The sequence below is a fragment of the Ralstonia sp. 1138 genome, from assembly GCF_040544795.1.
In the GTDB taxonomy this organism is placed as follows: domain Bacteria; phylum Pseudomonadota; class Gammaproteobacteria; order Burkholderiales; family Burkholderiaceae; genus Ralstonia; species Ralstonia flatus.
Genome location: NZ_JBEPKQ010000003.1, coordinates 946391 through 966333, shown reverse-complemented (window position 1 = coordinate 966333; position 19943 = coordinate 946391). Strand labels below are relative to the sequence as shown.

The window sequence follows — 19943 nt, the reverse complement described above, 5'->3', positions numbered from 1 at the left end:
TAGAAAAGAGCGTGCGCAAGTGGCATGCGGCCTAAAAGGCCGCTTCCGTTATTGCTGAATGCGGGCGGTCTTCATCAGGTCGACCACGATTTGGGTTGTCGCCTTTTGCACTTCGACCTGCTCAAGCTGCTTGCGCAGGACATCCTTGATTTGGTCGTACTGCGGAATCTGCGTCGGGCGCTTCGCCTCGACACGCAGGATCCAGAACGCGCCGTCGACCTGCACTGGCGACGCCGAGGCTGCCCCGTCAGGCAATTGCGTCAACGCAGTTGCCAACGGCAGGGGCCAGTTTTGCATCTTCCCCTCTTGCAACGGAAGTTTGAAGGAGACCCAGTTCAACGCGCCGCCTTGGGCTGCGGTCGGGCCTTGGCTGAACTGTTTGGCCAACTGCGCGAAATCGGTCCCCTTCTTGATCTGGTCGAGCACCTTCTGCGCGGTATCGGCATCTTTTACGACGATGGCGCTGGGCTTGTACTCAAACTCGCCAAGCGAGCCCACGATGGCGTCGTACTTGGCGCGTACGTCTGCTTCGGATACCGGTGCGGGCTTCACCGCATCACGCAGGTAGTCCTGCGTCATCGCCAGCGTCTTGGCCTGCTCCATGGCTGCGCGCACGTTGGGCCGCGCATCGTAGTGGCCCTTTTCTGCGGCCTGACGGAAGAGTTCGCGTGCAATCAGTTGGTTCTTCACGGCCTCGCGTGCCTGCGGGCTGGCCGGCACGTTGGCTGCAGCGATTGCCTGATCCACCTGTTGCTGCGTAATCGCAGTGCCGTTCACTCGCGCTACCACGCCGGCTGGCAGAGGGCCCGCGTCTGCAGGCGCGGCTTGCGCGTTGGTCTTCGTCGCAGCCCACGACGCTTGTGCTCCAAGCACCAGCATGCCAAGCAGCAGTGCATTCCGGAGTACGCGAACAGTGCGATGGTTTTTCATGGAGAGTCCTTCAATTAAATCGACCAGTTGAGTGTGGCCAGCAATACGGTGGCTTTCTTGCCAAGCGATGCGGGTTGAATCAGTGCTTGCCCCACCAGCAGTTCGCTGGTGATGAGTTGACTGCGGAATTTCCATTGGAGGCGAGCGCCGATGCCAGTACCCGCCAGCGTCGGCCAGCCGCCCTGCGCTACCAAATGCGCTTTACCGCCGTCAAGGAAAAGATAGGGTTCGATGCGTGCGTCATGCCATACGGGCGCGTTCTGCCAGGCCAATTCGTTGCGCACATAGACACCGCTGTCGCCCGCAATACCGCCCTCGGCGAAGCCGCGAACCGAACTCATGCCGCCAAGAAAGATCTGCTGCGTGCCGAACAGGGCAACATGGCTCAGTTGGCCGTGGATGGTCCCGCGGTACGCCCACGATGTTGGCCCGACAGAGCCGAGCGTCATTTGCACAGTCGACGTTGCATCGAGCTTGTTGAACTGACTGTGTGCATCGCCACTAGTGATGCCCGACGCATCATGGTCTGCATCGAGCCATGGCAGACCGCGGGAATAGCCCACCTCGTATGTCACCGTGGCAGGTTGACCGGATGCGGTGAAGCGCGTGAAGCCGTTGAGCGCGGCGCGCAGCACCGACAGGCTTTGCGGCGACAGATCAAGGCCGTTGACACTGCGCTCAGATCGCGTTTTCGTGAACGTCAGATCGAAGCTGTATCGCCCTGCACGTGAGCGGCCCAGCACCGAGTTCCAACCCAGAATCTGGCTGAACGACCGACCCTGCAGCAAGGCCACATCGCCGATCAATTGTTGATATTCCGATACGGACGTGGTGTAGCTGAACGTCTGGTACCCCACGGGCACAGCTGTCGAAAAGACGACGGCGTTGCTGTCCCGCGTACCGACGTAGTTAAGCCCAATCGATTCCTGAAGGCCAATCACGTTGTCCGCTTCGGCGCTCACTCGATAGCGCTGCTTGCCGGTCTGCGTGCTGCCGTAGTTATCCATCCCGACGTCGTAAAAGAACCGATCGCCGGGGCGATTCGCGATGGCGATTACCGAGTCACCCGGCGACTGTCCGGGCAGAATCTGAATCTCTGCCTGGTTGCGGCGCAGTCGGTTGATCTGGTCAACGCCTTGCTCTAGGTCCGGCAAGCGTAGGACGTTGCCCACGCCGCTCCCGAAGGCCAAGGCGGTTCCCGCGTCAGTCAATACACCGCCGCCTTCGGTCTGGAAAGGACGCGCATCCGCTGGTAGGGGACGCAACTGCGTACCGTTCAGCGTATAGCCGCCCACCCGGCCCGCGATGATGTTGACCTTCATCACACCGGAAGCGAGGTTCTGCGGCCCCAGGTAAGCGCGCGTGGTGATGTACCCGCGCTCGATAAAGGTCTCGGTCAACCGCCGCAGCAGCAGATTCACTCGGTTACGACCTAGCTTGTGGCCCAGGAACGGCGCCACGATGGCCTGCATGTCGCTGGGCGGCAGCACTTTATCGCCGGTGAATTCCACTTCGCGAATCACGAACATGGGCTCGACATCCGCCAGCGAGTCAACGTCTGCATCTTTTGGAATGTCGGGCACTGCGGGCACCTGTGGCAAAGCAATCTGCGCAGGCGCCTGATCCGCTTCCTGTTGACGCTCCCGACTCTTCTGATCTTGCAGCAGACGCTGAGCAGGGTCTTGCTCGGGACGCGGCAGTACGAACGCCCCAGGTGGAAGCGTTTGCGCGAGGGCCCCAGTAATGCTCAGCGCCGCCATGCCGGCAGCCAATCCGATGCGTCGCATGTCAGAACCCGACCCAGGAAATTAGACCCAGATGGTTCTGAATCGTGACGGGCGTACGCTGCCTCGGACGAATGGTGACGACCCCATCGCTTGCCTGTACGCCACCCGGCGCCGAAAACAGTCCCCCGTTGATATCAGCCTCTCCGGCAATCTGGATTTGCCCGGTTCCCGCCTGAAAAATGCCGCCGGTATCCGTGCGGTAGATGGCTGCCCAGTTGTTACCGAACCAAGCCTTCATGTCGTGTTCGCGCACAAACCCCGAATAGCCCGTCACGCCCTGCGCAATGACTTTCGGCGCCGACAGCGTCAATGTCCCAACGGCTTGAACGATGCCCCCCACGTTCAACAGCTGCGAACCGGCAGTCAGGTCAATATTGCCGCCGGCCTGCATCACGCCGCCGTATGCCTGGACAGTGCTGGATGCACGATATGAGCAGAAGAACAGGCAGCTCTGGCCAAAGCTGGCCTGACCTGTAAAGACGGCCGACGTGGTCAGCGCCCCCGCTGCACGGATCGAGATATCGCCGTTGTTCGAAAGGATAGAGCCGCCAGCGTTGACCACGTTGTTGGCCGAGATCTTGACGTTACCGCCATCTGCAGTGATGTAAGCCAGCCGGGCGGGATCGGTCACCTCGCCATAATCGACTGACATGCCGGATTCACGTTTGGAGAAGACCAGCCAGCGTGTACCGCGGCTCGAGTAGGTCACAGGTGTCCCTGTGCCAGCGCCATCGGTATGGTCAATGACGTTGAAGAAATCCCCACCCGCTGACAAGGCAACCTGTTGATTCGACAGGATGCGCGCGTTCCGATTGGTGATGTTGCCAGCGGCATTGACCGAAACATCGCCATTCTGGCCGAACAGAATGCCCAACTGACTGCCTGGCGTCGTCTGGTTCAGTACGTTCCCACCTGCATTCAGGGTCACCGCGCCGACCGAGTCCGAGTTTGCGCTGATGCTGGTATTGCCTTGTACCAGCGTGTTTACGTTGGAGATATCGCCTGCGCTCTTGATCAGCACGCCGCTGTTGACCGACGCGAGCGTGCTGGTTCCTGAACCATTGTTCTGAAGCGCAACCGATGCACCATCCAGTATCACGGCGCCGTTGGCCACCACGCTGCTTTCAGACAGGCCGATGTTTCGAGTCGCAGACACATTGAATCCGCCACTGTTGGCCTTGATGTTCATGCCGCCAAGCTGAATCGCATCCTGGGCGGAAAGACTCACGTTGTTAGCAGCCGTCAGCGCAGCGTTGGTGAGCTGAACGCCCCCATTGGACGTGAGAACGAAATCGCCATACGACGCGTTCAATGCACCGGCACTGCGTACGCCCGGGCCCTTGTCCGTGACGATCAGCTCAATGCGGCCGCTAGCGAGGCTGCCCGCCGCCGTGATGTCAATGGAATAGCTGCTTGCTGTTTGCGGTTGACTGGGCGGCGTCAGTTGAAGCCAGTCGTGACCGTTGTCCGTTGGGGACAGACCCGTGTTGATAACAGCGCGGCTCGTACCGGCGGTCAGCCGGGTTACTGCCGTTGGGGAGGAAAACGTGTTGTTGACTGACCCCTGCACATTGATGTTTCTGGCCAGCATGTCCAAACCGATCAACGTACCGGTCAAACCGTTCGGCCCCACTGTGATCGTGCCGCTGCTAGTGTCGAGGTTGACGTTACGTTGATTGAGACCCGGTGCGATCTGCACGTCGGTGAAGCTGACTTGGCCTGTGGATAGTGCGAGGTGGCCGGTGTTGACGAAGGAGCCACCGTCAACCGTAATGCCGTTGGGATTGGAAAGTACGACGTTGGCCCTGGGCCCCGCTACAGACAGCTCACCCGAGATCAGACTGGGGTTTGTGCTGGTGACTTGGTTGACGATCGTGCGGGCGTTGATGCCGACGTTGTTGAGGGTGACACCAGCGGTGCCGACGTTGAACTGCGTATAGGTATTCTGCGAAACGCCCGACACGGCAGGAGCGATATTGACGATCTGCCGGCCGTTTGCCCCCGACACCACAGTCGTGACAGTTCCGCCGTCTGGCACCACGCCCGCCCCAAATGTGGGAATACCCCACGCGAGCGCGCAAAGGCATGCAATGTGGCGAAACACGGCATGCTTGCCACGCAGTTCAATATGGATCGACTCGGCCATCTCTGCTTCACCGCCCGCATCAGGCGGGACACTCCCAGTTTTTGTAGTTGTTCGCGGGTAACGCGGTCTGTGATCGCGACAACGGACACTCGGGGTGTAAACGGAGAAAACAGCAATAACTGAATGCGCTATTTACCCCTCTCAAGCAGGGAAAGAGGCAAATAAAATAGGGATCGGTTTGAAACCACTTAAACGATTTAGCCGATCAGGAGAGAGTCAGAATTTTTCGAAGCGGCGAGGCCGCCTCATATAAAATTAACAAAAATCAGAATTAAATTTTCTTTAATCCATGGACGTTCGGCGACCCCATAGCGACGCCTGCACCGGGTCGTTGGTAGTTTGACCAAGGAAAGGAAATGACATTGCGCACCCAATGTCCGGCGCGGACGGTACCGGCCGCCGCGTGCCATCGGTAGCCGCGCACGCATTCCCATTCCAGCTTGGTCGCGTTGTTGAGGTAAGTACCGGATAGACATAGGTCGTCGCGCCAGGTCGCAATCTTCCGCATCGCTTCTATGCCCACTCGCCGAGCTTCGCACGCGCAGGGAGCGCACCACGCGCCTCGGAAGATACAGGCGCCATTGGTGGCCCGCTCATGCCCCTCGCGCACTGGAAACGATAATAGGTCTTCGCGTCCTCATAGCGTTCGGCCAAGCATTGCCCGCCATGACTCTTGGTTTAACGAGTGAGCTCGCGAAAGTTCCTCAGATTTCATCCTTGGCACGTATCGCTCGATCTCGACCGGCCTTCAACACCCCAGCTTTCCCCCATCACTGTCCACACAAGTTTGCCTCGTTGCCCCACTATCGCTGAAGGCCTGTCGGCTGTGAATTTGGCACGCTTTCAAGAACGATCTCCACGCGTCGGTTCAACGCTCTACCCGCAGCGGTGCGGTTATCTCCAACGGAATCTTTCACACCACGACCGACGATCGACAAGCGATCCGAAGCGATCCCGCGCTCTTGCAGATGCCGCGCGACCGCCGTGGCGCGTGAGGTTGACAGCGCAAGGTTTGATGCCACGCGATCGCGCGGGCCAGGGGCATCGTCGGTGTGCCCAAGAACGATGACCTTGCCGCGCGTGTCGGCAAGCACGGTGGCAAGTCGATCGAGCTGACGCGCGAGCATCGGCATAAGGTCGGCGCGCCCGGAGGCGAAACCTTCGTCGCTATTAAAGGCAAGATAGATGCGATCGTCTTTTGTGCTGATACCGATGCTGTCGGCATTGAGTGCGGCTGCCAGGGAGGCCTTCTTGAAGGTTGTCAACCGTGTGCGGGCCTCCGATCGGAGGGTATCGAGCCGCGCCGCCGACTCCAGCTCAGGCGACAGCTCAGCCAGCAACCAGAACAGCGGTTGGGCGAGGCGAAGGATGTGGTTCTTCGACGGTGACCGGTGATCCATCAACCCGACCTCCCCGGACACTGAAAGCCCTGCAGCAACCCAGTCGTCCACGGATTGGCCTGACTGCCGGTGTTGACATCAAGTTTCGCCTTACGTCCGTCGAAATCGTACTCAGCCACAAAGTGGCTGGGCGAGGCCGAGTTGTCCAGCTTGCCCTTGGCAATCACGCGCATCATGGCCCAGGGGCCGTTGGCGATGAGCGAGGAAGTCTCGGGCCGAACACGCGGGTTGGCCGTGATTTCCGCGCCCTGCCCGCCACGCGGCCCCGGCCACGTCACGTTGAGCGGAATCACCGGCCCGTGGACGTAGCGCTGGCTCTGGCCATCGAAGTCCATCGTCAGCTCAACGATTTCCGGGTCCAGTTCGACCACCTTCAAGTCGACTTTCCAGGCTATTTTCTTGGCACCAGGGTCGCGAAAGAACACTTCGCGGATTTCTCTGGCCCGTTGGAACGGGACAAGACTGGGGCCGGCAACCGGTGGTACATCCGGCGCGGTCAGCTTGTAGCGCCATGGCGAAATCGTCGTATCCACATGTGGCGCCAGGACTTTCTGGAAGAAGTCATCCAGCACACCGCCGCTGGCGAAAACCCGCGCAAAGTCTTCCGTATCCACGTCCTGCTTGGATGTCGGCGTGAAGGGGTACTTGCCGTCAATAGCGCTGCGGCAACTCTCGCCGATGACTGCGTTCATCTGCGCGATCAGGATGTCGCCGATTCCCTTGTTGACGTCACGCGTGCCCTGGATCACCAAATCTGCCAGTACTTCCTTGAGCGGCGCCGGCAGCTTGGCGGCCTCCATGCGCAACTGCGCACCGGCTTCGGAAGGCGGTGGCAAATTGCGCGTCTCCAACGCGTTGCTGGCAACCATCAACGAGGTGTAGTACGCGTTGACCATACCGGCAATGGCATCCAATCGCGGCTTGTTATTGGCGGCTTGCGCGTTGGGCGCGCCAACGTCGGCCTGTCCCATGACAACTTCGCGCAACGCGGCGAAGCGGTTGTCAACCAGCTCACGCTCTTGGCGAGCTTCCGCACGCGCAGCAAAGCCACTGATCTTGTCCGACTTCTTGTCCAGCACTGCGAGAGCCTTGAGTTGCAGGTGATGCCTGACGCTGCTCCGCCAGCCGTGCTCGGCTCATCGGAACGCCTGGGATGGTCGACCTGGCTGGGCGAGCCTGACCGCAACCGTGCCATTACCGGCATGGTGTTCGAGCCGGAGCAGTACGCGAAGCACTGAGACGCTCCCTCAACAACTCTCCGCCCGTCGAAATGACCACATGGCGGTGGCGCCACAGCCGCCGCTTACCCATCACATGTTCTTCAGCAAGAAAACCAAAGATGCGCAGCCCGCGCTCCGTGCCTTGATCTTCCCCGAGCTGTTGGAGCCCATCTCCGAGGCGCATCCGTGCGGGAGCGATCTGGAATACGACCCCGATTTCGTTCTTCTACAAAGTAAGGTCACGCCTAAGCAAGATGCTCAGTATGGTGATTTTGTCAGCCCTCCTGAGGCAATCAACTGGACGGAAGTGGAGCGAGACTGCCGTCGCCTGCTGCTGCGCACGCGGGATATTCGTATCCTCATATTGCTGGTGCGCTGCCGGGTCCGGTTGGACCAGGCAATTGGGTTGCGGGACGGGCTGTGCATTCTGTCTCGATTGCTAGAGACATGGCCGGAGACCATCTACCCGCAAGTGGTGGTGGACGGTGAGCCGGACCCGGCCGTGCGCGCTAACGCGCTGGCCGCCTTGGCCGACCCGCAGGGGCTGATGCACGACGTGCGCGATCTAGTGATCTCAACCAACGGCGTGTTGCGCCTGCGAGTGCGCGACGTCGAGCGATCATTGAGCACTCCACGCGCAGCAGATGCGTTGGCACCCGAGGCAGTGCAGCACCAGCTCTACGAACTGCGCAAACAAAACGGCGCGGTACTGTGCGCGCTGGACGAGGCTCAAGCCTTTGCGTCATCGATCGACTCCTGGGCGCGACATCACCTTCCGAACGACTATCCTGACCTGGGCACCTTGTTGCGACTGCTGGATACGGTGACTGGCGCGTCACCACCGGCAGCACCTGCTGTGATTGCACTTCCGGTCTCGGAACGCTCGCCGGCCGTCTCACAAGGCTTGATGGGCAGCACCATCGAGGGCCCGGTAGTAACGCCGCTTGATAGCAACCCACCTGAGCCCGTCATGGACCGTAATACCGCCCTCGCCTCCATTCAAGCCGCCCGGGTCTGGTTCGAGGCGCATGAGCCGAGCAGCCCTGTTGCGCTTCTGCTCAAGCAAGCAGAACGGCTGACCGGCAAGCGCTTTGATGAGGTGTATCAGGCGATTCCGGCAGAGCTTGTTGAACGCTGGGCGCGGGAGCACTGAAGAGTCCCACGTTCAGCCGCGATACAACCATCCGACTGGCGCACCACCCAAGCCCTCACTCCCCCTGCCCCCCATCCCGCACCGGCAGCGCCGTCGAATACTTGATCTGCTCCATCGAGAACGATGAACTCACATCCGACAGCGGCACGGACTTGATGAGGTGCTTGTACACGCGGTCGTAGTCTTCGATGCCGGCCACCGCAACGCGCAGCAGATAGTCCATCTCGCCGCTCATCCGGTAGACCTCCACCACCTCGGGCATATCGCGCACCACCTGCGTGAAACGCTGCGCCCATTTCTCGGTGTGTTGATCGGTGCGCACGGCCACGAACACCGTGGTGCCGACGCCCAGCTTGCGCGCATCGCACAGCGCCACCTGGGCGCGAATGACGCCCGTGTCCTTGAGCCGCTGCACCCGCTTCCAGCACGGCGTTTGCGAGAGGTTCACGCGCTGCGCCAGCTCTGCGATGGGCAGCGTCGCATCGGCCTGTAGCAGCCTCAGTAGTTCGCGGTCAATGGCATCCATTTCTGTAGAGAAACTTTCTTCTATGGAAGCTTGATTTTAGAGAATATTCCCCGCCACATCGAGGATTTCCCAGGAAACTTTGAATTATTTTTCCCGGCTGTCCGCCGTATCATTTTCCCAGCATCCACCGCAGCACAGAAACGAAATGAGCGACTGCAATACCCTCCACTACCTCGACTACGCAGCAACCACGCCCGCCGACCCGCGCGTAATTGCAGCCATGACCGCCTGCCTTGGCATGGAAGGCGCCTTCGGCAACCCAGCGTCGAGTTCACACGCGACCGGCCGCGTTGCGCGGAACAAGGTCGAGCAAGCGCGCGAGCAAGTTGCCGCGCTCATCGGCGCCGATGCCGACGAGATCATCTGGACGTCGGGCGCCACCGAATCCAACAACCTCGCGCTGAAGGGCTACGCAGACGCGGCCACCAGCAAGCGCCACCTCATCACCAGCCGCATCGAACACAAGGCCATTCTCGACACGATGGCGAACCTGGCGGCGCGCGGCTGTTCGGTCACGTATCTCTCGCCGACACGCGACGGTGAAATAACGCCCGAAGCCGTGGCCGCTGCGATGACGCCCGACACCGGTCTCGTCTCGCTCATGCTAGTGAACAACGAGCTGGGCACGCTGACCGACGTTGGCACGATCGCGCAGATCGTGCATGCCGCCGGCGCGCTGTTCCACGTCGACGCCGCGCAGGCACTCGGCAAGACGCCGATCGATGTGCGGGCACTCGGCATCGACATGCTCTCGATGTCCGCCCACAAGGTCTATGGGCCGAAGGGGATCGGCGCGCTGTATGTCCGCCGCGACATCGCCTCGCGCATTGCGCCGCAAATCCACGGCGGCGGCCATGAGCGTGGTCTGCGCTCGGGCACGCTGGCGACGCATCAGATTGTCGGGATGGGCGTGGCGTGTGAATTGGCGGCCGTTGAACTGGAGCACGAAACCGCTCGCATTGGTGCGCTGAGCCAGCGGCTGAAGGCAGCGGTGCTCGCCCTGGGCGACGTGGTGCAGAACGCCGATGTGGCACGACGCATTCCCCACACCCTCAGCCTGACGGTCAACGCGCCGGGCTTCATGCCGATGATGCTGGGCGACGACCTTGCCGTGTCGTCCACATCGGCGTGCAACTCTGCAGCAGGCACACCATCGCACGTGCTGACGGCCATCGGCCTGGATGCCGATGCCGCAGGCCGCACCGTCCGCATCAGCCTGGGCCGCTTTGCCACCGAACAAAACGTCGACTTTGCCGCGGCGTGCTTCCAGCGCGCGATCGAGCAATGCCGCGCCACGGCATCGAGCGGATTGACCGCATCGCGGCAAATCATGCCGGCCGATCTGAAGACCATCCGCAATGCCGGTTTCCGCTCGGTCATCTGCAACCGCCCCGATGGCGAAAGCAGCGACCAGCCCGCCTTCGAGGACATTGCCGCCGCCGCCCGCGAACTGGGCCTGGAAGCGCGCTACCTGCCGGTCGAGCCGAACGGCATTGGCGATGCAGACGTTGCCGCATTCGGCGCCTTGGTCGACACGCTGCCCAAGCCCATCCTCGCGTATTGCAGAAGCGGCAACCGGGCCGGCATGCTGTGGAACCGCCTGATGGAGCAGCGCAAGAGCTGAGCCTCAGCCCGGCTGCCAAGCGTCGCTAACAAAACCCAGCGAAGCGGGCCTGGCTAGGCGCGCCGACGCAGACAGTACAACTGGTACGGCAAGGAGGCGCAACGACGCCAGGAGGGTTTTGTTCGCGACGCTACGCCACCGGCAGCTCCGTCGTCGATAGCACCTGCTTGAGCACCATGAACGTCCGTATCTGCCGCACGCCGGGCAGATACAGCAGTTGCTCGGCGTGGAGCCGGTTGTAGCCTTCGTTGTCTTTCGTGCGCACGAGCATGAAGTAATCGAATTCGCCCGTCACGACGTGGCACTCCAGGCAGCCGGGCACCTTCTGCACCGCTTTCTCGAATGCGGTGAACGATTCCGGCGTCGAGCGATCCAGCACGACGCCGATCATCACCAGCGACCCCAGATCCAGCGCCCTCGGATCGAGCAGCGCAACAATCCCCTTGATCAGCCCCAGCTCCTTGAGCCGTTCCACGCGGCGCAGGCAGGCCGGCGGGCTGAGGTTCACCTTGGCCGCCAGGGCCACGTTCGAGATGGACGCATCGCGCTGGAGCGCCCGGAGAATCGCGCGATCGGTGCGATCCAAGGCGTGGCGCGCCGAAGCTGCCGACGCGTCAGAATCCTCCTGCAATTTTGTTTCGCTCTTTTTCATTTTCAAGAAATAAAGATATTCGTCATCTGGTCTACGGCCGACTACGTTCCGGATAGTAGACGATCTTTGCAACCTCATTTCGCGGCGTTCTGCGTACCATTGGTTTCCGACATCCCGCCATTTGCGGCACTGAAGGAGCCACCTCATGAACCTGCAGCGATTTCCCCGTTATCCCCTGACGTTCGGCCCGACACCCATCCAACCGCTGAAACGATTGAGCGCGCACCTGGGCGGCAAGGTGGAGCTGTTTGCCAAGCGTGAAGACTGCAACAGCGGCTTGGCCTTCGGCGGCAACAAGACGCGCAAGCTGGAATACCTGATCCCGGAAGCGCTGGAAGGCGGGTACGACACGCTGGTGTCCATTGGCGGCATTCAGTCGAACCAGACGCGCCAGGTGGCCGCCGTGGCCGCGCACCTCGGCCTCAAGTGCGTGCTGGTGCAGGAAAACTGGGTGAACTACTCCGACGCCGTGTACGACCGCGTCGGCAATATCGAGATGTCGCGCATCATGGGCGCCGACGTGCGCCTTGATGCAGCGGGCTTCGACATCGGCATCCGGCCCAGCTGGGAACAGGCCATGGAAGACGTGCGCAAGCGCGGCGGCAAGCCGTTCCCGATTCCGGCCGGCTGTTCCGAACATCCGCTCGGCGGCCTGGGCTTTGTCGGTTTTGCTGAGGAAGTACGCCAGCAGGAAGCGGAGCTGGGCTTCAAGTTCGACTACATCGTGGTGTGCTCGGTCACGGGCAGCACGCAAGCCGGCATGGTCGTCGGCTTTGCGGCGGATGGCCGGGCCGACAAGGTGATCGGCATCGATGCCTCGGCCAAGCCCGAACAGACGCGCGCGCAGATCCTCCGCATCGCGCAGCACACCGCCGAACTGGTGGACCTCGGCCGAAACATCACGGAGAAGGACGTGGTGCTCGACACGCGCTACGGCGGCCCGGAATACGGCTTGCCCAATGAAGGCACCCTCGAAGCCATTCGCCTGTGCGCACGCCAGGAAGCCATGCTGACCGACCCGGTGTACGAAGGGAAATCCATGCACGGCATGATCGACATGGTGCGCAACGGTGAATTTCCTGAAGGCTCGCGCGTGCTGTACGCCCACCTGGGCGGCGTGCCGGCACTCAACGCTTACAGCTTCATCTTCCGCAACGGTTGATGCAGCGCCGCCGCGGCGGCGCATCCGGGCGCGGGCGTGCATCGCATGATCACGGCCCGCCTTCCCATCCTTCCTTCAGGCAGGACCCGTCATGACGGATTTATCGACCGGCGCCGCGTCGATGCGCTCCCTCGCGCACCGCATCGAAGACAGCGACCCAGGGGAAACCGCCGAATGGCTCGAAGCGCTGGAGGCCGTCGTCCAGCATGCCGGCACCGCCCGCGCGCAGTTTCTGTTCGACCGCTTGGCGGAGCGCGCCGCAAAGCTGGGCGTCGGCACCGCTCTCGCCCGCGTCACGCCCTACGCCAACACGATCCCTGTCGAGGCGCAGCCGCCGTATCCCGGCGACATCGATACCGAAGAGCGACTGGCCGCCGCGCTGCGCTGGAACGCGCTCGCCATGGTGGTGCGCGCCAACCAGGCCTACGGCGAGCTGGGCGGCCACATCGCCAGCTACGCCTCGGCCGCCGATCTGTTCGAAGTCGGCTTCAACCATTTCTTCCGGGCAGACAACGCGGTGCACGGCGGCGATCTCGTCTACTTCCAGCCGCACTCGTCGCCTGGCGTCTACGCACGTGCGTATCTCGAAGGCTTCCTGAGTGAAACGCAGCTCGAACACTATCGGCGCGAAATCACCGGTCCGGGGCTGTGCTCGTATCCGCATCCGTGGTTGATGCCCGAGTTCTGGCAGTTCCCGACCGGGTCGATGGGCATCGGGCCGATCAATGCGATCTACCAGGCGCGCTTCATGCGCTACCTGCACAACCGCGGGCTGCTGCAAACCGCCGAACGCAAGGTGTGGGGCTTCTTTGGCGACGGCGAAATGGACGAGCCGGAATCGATCGGCGCGCTGTCGCTGGCGGCGCGCGAGCGGCTCGACAACATCGTGTTCGTCATCAACTGCAACCTGCAGCGGCTCGACGGCCCCGTGCGCGGCAACGGCCGCATCGTCGACGAACTCGAAGCGCAGTTCACGGGTGCCGGCTGGAACGTCATCAAGGTGCTGTGGGGCTCGGACTGGGATGCCCTCTTCGCCCGCGACCATTCGGGCGCCTTGCTGCGTGCATTCGCGCAGACCGTCGACGGCCAGTTCCAGACCTTCTCCGCCAACGACGGCGCCTACAACCGTGAGCGCTTCTTTGGCCAGAACCCCGAGCTTGCCGCGCTCGTCTCGCATTTCAGCAACGAAGACATCGACCGCCTGCGCCGCGGCGGCCACGACGTGCGCAAGCTCCACGCCGCCTACGCCCGCGCGCTGCAGCACACCGGCCAGCCCACCGTGATCCTCGCCAAGACGATGAAAGGCTTTGGCATGGGCAGCGTTGGGCAAGGCCGGATGACGACGCACCAGCAGAAGAAGCTCGACGTCGATCAGCTCAAGGCGTTTCGCGATCGCTTCGGCCTGCCGCTGTCGGACACCGACGTCGAGCAATTGAAGTTTTACAAGCCAGCGCCAAACAGCCCGGAGATGCAATACCTGCATGCGCGCCGGGCTGCCCTCGGAGGCTATCTGCCCAGACGGCGGAAGGCGGCAACGCAGGCGCTGACCGTGCCTGCGTTGCCATCCTGGGGACAATTCGCACTGCAAGCCGAAGGCCGCGAGATGTCGACCACGATGGCGATCGTGCGGATGTTCGGCAACCTGCTGAAAGACGACACGCTGGGCCCGCGCATGGTGCCGGTGGTGGCGGACGAGGCGCGCACGTTCGGCATGGCGAGCATGTTCCGCCAGGTCGGCATCTATTCGCCGCTGGGCCAGCAATACGAACCGGAAGATCTGGGTTCGATGCTGTATTACCGCGAAGACACGAGCGGCCAGATCCTGGAGGAAGGCATCTCGGAGGCTGGCGCCATCTCGTCGTGGATTGCCGCCGCCACCGCCTACAGCACGCACGATCTGCCGATGCTGCCGTTCTACATCTACTACTCGATGTTCGGCTTCCAGCGCATCGGCGATCTCATCTGGGCAGCGGCAGACCAGCGCGCGCGCGGCTTCCTGATCGGTGCCACGGCGGGCAAGACAACGCTCGGCGGAGAAGGCCTGCAGCATCAGGACGGCGCGAGCCATCTTGCCGCATCCACCGTGCCGAACTGCCGCGCGTGGGACCCGGCCTTTGCCTACGAGGTGGCCGTCATCCTCGACGAAGGCATGCGCGCAATGCTGGAGCGCCAGGAGGACACGTTCTACTACCTCACGGTGACGAACGAGAACTACGCGCAGCCGTCGATGCCGGATCGTGACGTGCGCGAGGGCATTCTCAAAGGGATGTATCCGCTGACGCCGCAACGTCTGCCGACCGCGCGCGTGCAGTTGCTCGGCTCCGGCGCCATCCTGGGCGAAGTCATGGCCGCCGCGCAGATGCTCCAGGACGACTGGAACATCGACGCGGCCACCTGGAGCGTCACGAGCTTTTCCGAGCTGCACCGCGAGGCCATCGCTGCGGAGCGCGTCGCCCGCCTGGGCGAAGAAGCCGCGCCTTCGTACGTAGAGACCGTCTTGCGCGCATCACGCGGCCCCGTCGTCGCGGCCACCGACTATGTGCGCGCCGTGCCGGAGCTGATCCGTGCACATGTGCCGCGCCGCTACGTCACGCTCGGCACCGACGGCTTCGGCCGCAGCGATTCCCGCAGGGCGCTGCGCGCGTTCTTCGAAGTGGACCGCGCGTCCATCGTCATCGCCGCACTGAAGGCGCTCGCCGACGACGGTGAACTGGATCACGCCGTGGTGCGTGAGGCGGCTGCACGCTACGGCAAACACGCGACCATGGCCGACGCGCCGTGGATGCGCTGAACAATCTGCACTCGCGGGGCTTTTAGCTCCGCTCGCGGAGATCGAAGCTCGACGTTTGAGGCTTTTTGCTCGGCGTGTGGCGCTAATTGCTCGGTGTGTCGAGCTTTTTGCTCCGCGTATCGAGCTTTTTGCTCCGTGCGCCGAGCTTTTTGCTCCGCGTGCCGAGCTTTTTGCTCCGTGTGTCGAGCTTTTTGCTCGGCGTGCCGAGCTTTTTGCTCGACGATTAAGGCTCAGAACTCGGCCCACGAGGCTTTTTTGCTCGACTGCCCGGGCTTTTTGCCTCGCGCGTCGCGCTTTGCTGTCGGCGCGTGGCGCGCTGAATCGCGGCGCTGGCTGCGGTCGATGCATCGGCGCAGCGAAATGGTCCTGGGCGGAGTCTCGTGAAATCGATCGTGCGGCGGATTCGGCCAAGGGCGTTTCGTCAGCACCCTTTTTCGTTTCCAAATGTTACGGCGTGCATCCCGGTCGACTTCGCGTAGCGCAAGCAGCGAGGCCCTGCAGTACATTCCATGCCATGGAAAAAGCCCTGACTTGCTCGTCTCTTGTCCTGCTGGCCTTGCTCGGTGCCTGCGCATCGCACCCGCAACAGCAGCCCGTTGATTCGACCACCGCCGCTGCGGCCGCCACTGACGCCAGCGTAGACAACGGCTGGCAGGTGCTGCGCGCCAACTACATGGCGTGCGTGCAGCGCCAGGCCGATAGCGGCGTGCCGGGCACCACGCAGACGAAGGCTGTGGTCGCCTCCGCGCTCGACGCGTGCGAAGGCGACCTGCGCACCATGCACGACGGTTTCCGCGACCATCTCAGCACGTCGATGTCTTCATCCGGCGCGCGCAAGGCCGCCGACCGCGTCACCCAAGACACCCGCGAGAAGGCCCGCGTCTACCTGATGGGCTACGTCGACCACGCGCGCTACCTGGCGAAGTCGCGCTGAGCGCTTAGCGCACTTGGCCGCTCAGAGCATCTCCAGCGCGCGCGGCCCCTTGGGCGGCGGGAAGATGCTGTCCAGCGTCGCAAGCTGCTCAGCCGTGAGCGGGTGCGACAGCGCCCCGATGTTCTCGCGCAAGCGGTCACGGTGGCCGGTCTTGGGAATCGCGATGATGTCGTCATTCGCCAACAGCCACGCGAGCGCCACCTGTGCTGGCGTCATGCCGGACTCCTGCGCAAAGCGCACCAGCTTCGGATGCCGAACGAGCCGCGCCTGCTCAATGGGCGAATAGGCCATCACCGGCACGCGGCGCTCGCGCAGCCAGGGCAACACATCCCATTCGATGCCGCGCCGGCTGAGGTTGTAGAGCAGCTGATTGACGGCGGTCTGATCGCCGCCGGGCGTGTCCCACCACTCCTCCATATCGGACAGGTCAAGATTGCTCACGCCGTACTGGCGGATCTTGCCGTCGCGCTGCAGGGCCTGCAGGCCTTCCAATGTTTCTTCGAACGGCACATCGCCACGCCAGTGCAGCAGGTACAAATCGAGCCGGTCGGTGCCGAGGCGGCGCAGGCTGCGCTCGCACGCCGCGGCGATACCGCGCCGGCTGGCGTTGTGCGGATAGACCTTGCTGACGAGAAAGACCTCATCGCGCCGTCCGGCAATGGCCTCGCCAATCAATGATTCGGAGAGGCCTTCGCCGTACATCTCGGCCGTGTCGATCAGGCGCAAACCCAGGTCGAGGCCCAGGCGCAGCGTGGCGATTTCTTCGGCACGGGTGGCGCGGTTGTCGCCCATGTTCCAGGTGCCCATGCCGAGTGCAGGGACGCGTTCGCCGTTGGGCAGAGTGACGTGTTTCATGTCGTGCTTTCCGATCGGTCAGGCAAAACATGAATCTACAAGAGACGCGGCGCGCCGTTAAGGTCGCGCCCGTCCGATCAGAAAATACGACTAGCGCGCCTGACGTTGCGCCGCCCACCGGCGATAGCGCCGCGACTGGCAGGCCGCGGCCAGTTGCTGCTCGATCAGCGCCCGCAGAGGCGACACGCCAGGGGCCGTCGTGCGCCCCTTGCTCAACCGGCCGAGCTGAAACTTGACGACAGCCATGTTGGCGAGTGCGCCCAGCGCCTTGTTCTTCCACGTGATGGGCTGCAGCACCGGCGCGCTGTTCTTGCCTCCCGCCCAGTCGCGCGGCAGGTTCGGATCGATGGACAACGCCGTCGCAATGCCCACCATATCGACACCGCTGTCGACCACCTGCTCCGCCACGGCCCGGCGCCGGATGCCGCCCGTGACCATCAGCGGCATGCGGGCAATGCCCGCAATGTCGCGGGCGAATTCCAGGAAATACGCTTCGCGGGCGAGTGTGCGTCCATCGCGCGCCTGCCCTTGCATGGCCGGCACTTCGTAGCTGCCGCCGGAGAGTTCAACGAGGTCGACGCCCAGCGGATTGAGCAGCTCGACCACCTGCTTTGCATCGTCCGGACTGAAGCCACCGCGCTGGAAATCGGCCGAGTTCAGCTTGACCGCCACCACAAACTGCGGCGACACGGCGGCGCGCACGCTGCGCACGATATCGAGCAGCAGGCGCGCACGGTTTTCGATCGGGCCGCCCCACTGGTCCTGTCGAAGGTTGGAAATGGGCGACAGAAACTGGCTCAGCAGATAACCATGTGCGGCGTGGATCTGCACACCGGTAAAGCCGCTCTGCTCGGCCAGTTGCGCGCTGCGCGTGAAGCGCTGCTGGAAATCGCGGATATCCGCCTCGGTCATCTCGCGCGGCACCGGGAACTGCTTGGACAGCGCGCCTAGCGCCAGCGGGACTACCGACGGCGCCACCGTCGGCTGTCCGAGCGATGCCGGCATCTGCCGCCCAGGATGGTTGATCTGTACCCACGCATGCGCGCCGTGGGCACGCGCCGCCTGGGCCCAACGGCGAAAGCGTTCGAGATGCGCGCCGTCTTCCAGCACGACGCCGTTGGGGCCTGTCATGGCGCGGTGGTCGACCATCACGTTGCCGGTCAGGATCAGGCCCGCGCCGCCGGCGGCCCAGGCTTCATACAGGCGCAGCAGCGCGTCGGAAGGCGCGTGATCGGCATCGGCCATGTTCTCTTCCATGGCGGCTTTGGCAAGGCGATTCGGAATCACCGCGCCGTTGGGCAGAACGAGGGGCGTGAAGAGCTTCATGGTGGCATCCGCGGGGGATTTGACGTTTGACGACACCTCAACCCTAAGATTAAAGTCAACTTGAATGTCAAGTCTGCGGAGCACGCACATGAAGATTGGTGAACTGGCCCGCTTGAGCGGCGTGGCCGCCTCCCGAATTCGGTTTTATGAAGCGAGCGGCCTGTTGCAACCGGCGGAGCGCCAATCCAATGGTTATCGGGAATACGCGCCGGAATCGGTGACGCGGCTGCAGATCATCCTGCGCGCGCAAAGCGCGGGGTTCTCGCTGGAAGAGATTCGCGCCCTCTTGCCCGGACACCAAGGCGCGTGGCCGCGCGAAGACCTGCTGCAGGCGCTGCACAGCAAGGTCGCGGAAATCGGCGTACTGGAGCAGCGCCTGGCGCAAAACAAGCGCGACCTGCTTGCGCTCATCCGCGAAGTGGACCACGAGCCCGACGGCGAAGACTGCGCCGACCGCGCGCGCCGCGTGTTCGACAAGATGAACCTCCGGCCGCTGGAACAACCGACAGCCGAACCGCAGGTGCGCGCCACAAGAAAGCGCGGCTGACGCCGCCTATTCCGAGACACGCTCGAACGTGTCGGCGTTGGTCATGACGGCATGCGGCCACGCGCGCTTGCCCTCGCCATCGGTGGCCTGGTCCGACACGACGTGCCAGACCGTTTCCAACTTGCCTGCACGCAGCACGCCGGTGAACGCACACACCATGTCGCCCTTGGGCGTCGCGCCAGCAAACGCAAACGCGATGCAATCCCCGTGGCAGGTTCCGACCACGTCGTAGTCCCGGCCAAAGAAGCCGCTGTCGTCCAGCGCCGTACGGAATGTGCCGGACAGCCGCTCGCCGTCTTCCTTCAATGTCACGACGGAGCCGTACTGGTTTTTCCAACTGCCTGTCCAGGTTGCCATTTCGCCTCCTCACATCGTTCTTGTGCTGAACGTATCGGAGGCAGCAGAACCTGTACCCGTTCGGGAGCGCGGCATGGCGGCCGCGGGAATGGCAATTGCGTCCTCCCCCGCGCGCGATGCCGCAAACGCCGGCGTCAGCGCCAAAGGAAACGCACTTCAGATCGCGTAGCAGCACACCGCAGAGCGGCCGGTGGCGCCTCCGATGCAGGCCATGCAGTAACGCTTACGCGGGGCTTTGTACAAAAGCCATCCGCGCGACGGAACAGGCACCGTCCCTTACAAAACAAGCTGGAGACAACGATGCTGAGCCCACACGAAATTGCGACGCTGGTATTGCTGTGCGGCGACTCGCACCCACGAGACCTGGATACGCTCGATATGGAAACGCTGCTCGCGCTTCAGCTCATCACGCTGGAACGCCCAAGCCCCGGCGTGAGCGAGCCGCGCGTCACGCTGCAGGGGCATGCGCTGCTGAAGTCGCTGGGCGTGTTGCGGGCGTGCAAGGGCATGCTGGGGGCGGTGGCATAACCGGC

The 19943-nt window shown here is 62.9% G+C and carries 18 protein-coding genes; 8 read left to right on the top strand and 10 right to left on the bottom strand.

Going from position 1 to position 19943, the window contains the following annotated elements; genetic code table 11:
* Positions 1–48 precede the first annotated feature (48 nt).
* The 5 genes from ABIC76_RS17395 to ABIC76_RS17375 all read right to left on the bottom strand — a co-directional run bounded on the left by ABIC76_RS17395 (position 49) and on the right by ABIC76_RS17375 (position 7342).
* Complete coding sequence (locus tag ABIC76_RS17395; protein WP_354534682.1) at positions 49–930, bottom strand: peptidylprolyl isomerase; 882 nt, start codon at positions 928–930, stop codon at positions 49–51.
* A 14-nt stretch (positions 931–944) separates the two neighbouring features.
* Entirely contained in the window at positions 945–2717 is a 1773-nt protein-coding gene (locus ABIC76_RS17390; RefSeq protein WP_502947860.1) for a ShlB/FhaC/HecB family hemolysin secretion/activation protein, read from the bottom strand.
* Position 2718: 1 nt separating this feature from the next.
* Positions 2719–4863 (bottom strand): two-partner secretion domain-containing protein, encoded by a 2145-nt coding sequence (locus ABIC76_RS17385; RefSeq protein WP_354534681.1) that lies wholly within the window; start codon positions 4861–4863, stop codon positions 2719–2721.
* An 803-nt stretch (positions 4864–5666) separates the two neighbouring features.
* A complete protein-coding gene (locus tag ABIC76_RS17380; RefSeq protein ID WP_354534680.1) occupies positions 5667–6263 on the bottom strand; it encodes an OmpA/MotB family protein in 597 nt (198 codons plus the stop codon).
* Positions 6263–7342, bottom strand: a complete 1080-nt coding sequence (locus tag ABIC76_RS17375) for a type VI secretion IcmF C-terminal domain-containing protein (protein ID WP_354534679.1) — start codon at positions 7340–7342, stop codon at positions 6263–6265. Before ABIC76_RS17375 ends, ABIC76_RS17380 begins: the two co-directional genes overlap by 1 nt.
* Positions 7343–7366: 24 nt before the next feature.
* Here ABIC76_RS17375 and ABIC76_RS17370 point away from each other — a divergent pair, with 24 nt between their 5' ends.
* Positions 7367–7501, top strand: coding sequence for a hypothetical protein (locus ABIC76_RS17370; RefSeq protein ID WP_354534678.1), 135 nt, complete (start codon positions 7367–7369; stop codon positions 7499–7501).
* Positions 7502–7577: 76 nt separating this feature from the next.
* Positions 7578–8636 carry a type VI secretion system protein TssA gene (locus ABIC76_RS17365; RefSeq protein ID WP_354534677.1) on the top strand — a complete coding sequence of 353 codons (1059 nt, stop codon included), beginning with the start codon at positions 7578–7580 and terminating at the stop codon, positions 8634–8636.
* 55 nt (positions 8637–8691) lie between these two features.
* Here ABIC76_RS17365 and ABIC76_RS17360 read toward each other — a convergent pair whose 3' ends face one another.
* A complete protein-coding gene (locus tag ABIC76_RS17360) occupies positions 8692–9162 on the bottom strand; it encodes an Lrp/AsnC family transcriptional regulator (RefSeq protein ID WP_147214506.1) in 471 nt (156 codons plus the stop codon).
* A gap of 145 nt (positions 9163–9307) precedes the next feature.
* Here ABIC76_RS17360 and ABIC76_RS17355 point away from each other — a divergent pair, with 145 nt between their 5' ends.
* On the top strand, positions 9308–10786 hold the full coding sequence (locus ABIC76_RS17355; RefSeq protein WP_354534676.1) for an aminotransferase class V-fold PLP-dependent enzyme: 1479 nt from the start codon (positions 9308–9310) through the stop codon (positions 10784–10786).
* A 130-nt stretch (positions 10787–10916) separates the two neighbouring features.
* Here the strand turns inward: ABIC76_RS17355 and ABIC76_RS17350 are convergent, their stop codons facing one another.
* Entirely contained in the window at positions 10917–11438 is a 522-nt protein-coding gene (locus tag ABIC76_RS17350) for an Lrp/AsnC family transcriptional regulator (protein ID WP_027681186.1), read from the bottom strand.
* A gap of 145 nt (positions 11439–11583) precedes the next feature.
* Here ABIC76_RS17350 and ABIC76_RS17345 point away from each other — a divergent pair, with 145 nt between their 5' ends.
* The 3 genes from ABIC76_RS17345 to ABIC76_RS17335 all read left to right on the top strand — a co-directional run bounded on the left by ABIC76_RS17345 (position 11584) and on the right by ABIC76_RS17335 (position 16325).
* The gene (locus tag ABIC76_RS17345; RefSeq protein WP_024975458.1) at positions 11584–12600 is read left to right on the top strand and encodes a 1-aminocyclopropane-1-carboxylate deaminase; all 1017 of its coding nucleotides are present in this window, start codon (positions 11584–11586) and stop codon (positions 12598–12600) included.
* Positions 12601–12691: 91 nt separating this feature from the next.
* The gene (gene mdeB / locus ABIC76_RS17340) at positions 12692–15391 is read left to right on the top strand and encodes an alpha-ketoglutarate dehydrogenase (protein ID WP_354534675.1); all 2700 of its coding nucleotides are present in this window, start codon (positions 12692–12694) and stop codon (positions 15389–15391) included.
* A gap of 514 nt (positions 15392–15905) precedes the next feature.
* Entirely contained in the window at positions 15906–16325 is a 420-nt protein-coding gene (locus ABIC76_RS17335; RefSeq protein WP_354534674.1) for a hypothetical protein, read from the top strand.
* Positions 16326–16346: 21 nt separating this feature from the next.
* On the opposite strand, the gene ABIC76_RS17330 is transcribed toward ABIC76_RS17335, so the two are convergent.
* Both ABIC76_RS17330 and ABIC76_RS17325 read right to left on the bottom strand, forming a co-directional pair.
* Positions 16347–17180 (bottom strand): aldo/keto reductase, encoded by an 834-nt coding sequence (locus tag ABIC76_RS17330; RefSeq protein ID WP_354534673.1) that lies wholly within the window; start codon positions 17178–17180, stop codon positions 16347–16349.
* Positions 17181–17270: 90 nt separating this feature from the next.
* A complete protein-coding gene (locus ABIC76_RS17325; protein ID WP_354534672.1) occupies positions 17271–18506 on the bottom strand; it encodes an NADH:flavin oxidoreductase/NADH oxidase family protein in 1236 nt (411 codons plus the stop codon).
* A gap of 88 nt (positions 18507–18594) precedes the next feature.
* On the opposite strand from ABIC76_RS17325, the gene ABIC76_RS17320 reads away from it, so the two are divergent.
* Positions 18595–19053 (top strand): MerR family transcriptional regulator, encoded by a 459-nt coding sequence (locus tag ABIC76_RS17320; RefSeq protein WP_354534671.1) that lies wholly within the window; start codon positions 18595–18597, stop codon positions 19051–19053.
* Positions 19054–19059: 6 nt separating this feature from the next.
* Here the strand turns inward: ABIC76_RS17320 and ABIC76_RS17315 are convergent, their stop codons facing one another.
* Positions 19060–19410, bottom strand: a complete 351-nt coding sequence (locus ABIC76_RS17315) for an avidin/streptavidin family protein (protein WP_354534670.1) — start codon at positions 19408–19410, stop codon at positions 19060–19062.
* A gap of 300 nt (positions 19411–19710) precedes the next feature.
* Here ABIC76_RS17315 and ABIC76_RS17310 point away from each other — a divergent pair, with 300 nt between their 5' ends.
* Positions 19711–19938, top strand: a complete 228-nt coding sequence (locus ABIC76_RS17310) for a hypothetical protein (RefSeq protein ID WP_354534669.1) — start codon at positions 19711–19713, stop codon at positions 19936–19938.
* Positions 19939–19943: the final 5 nt, after the last annotated feature.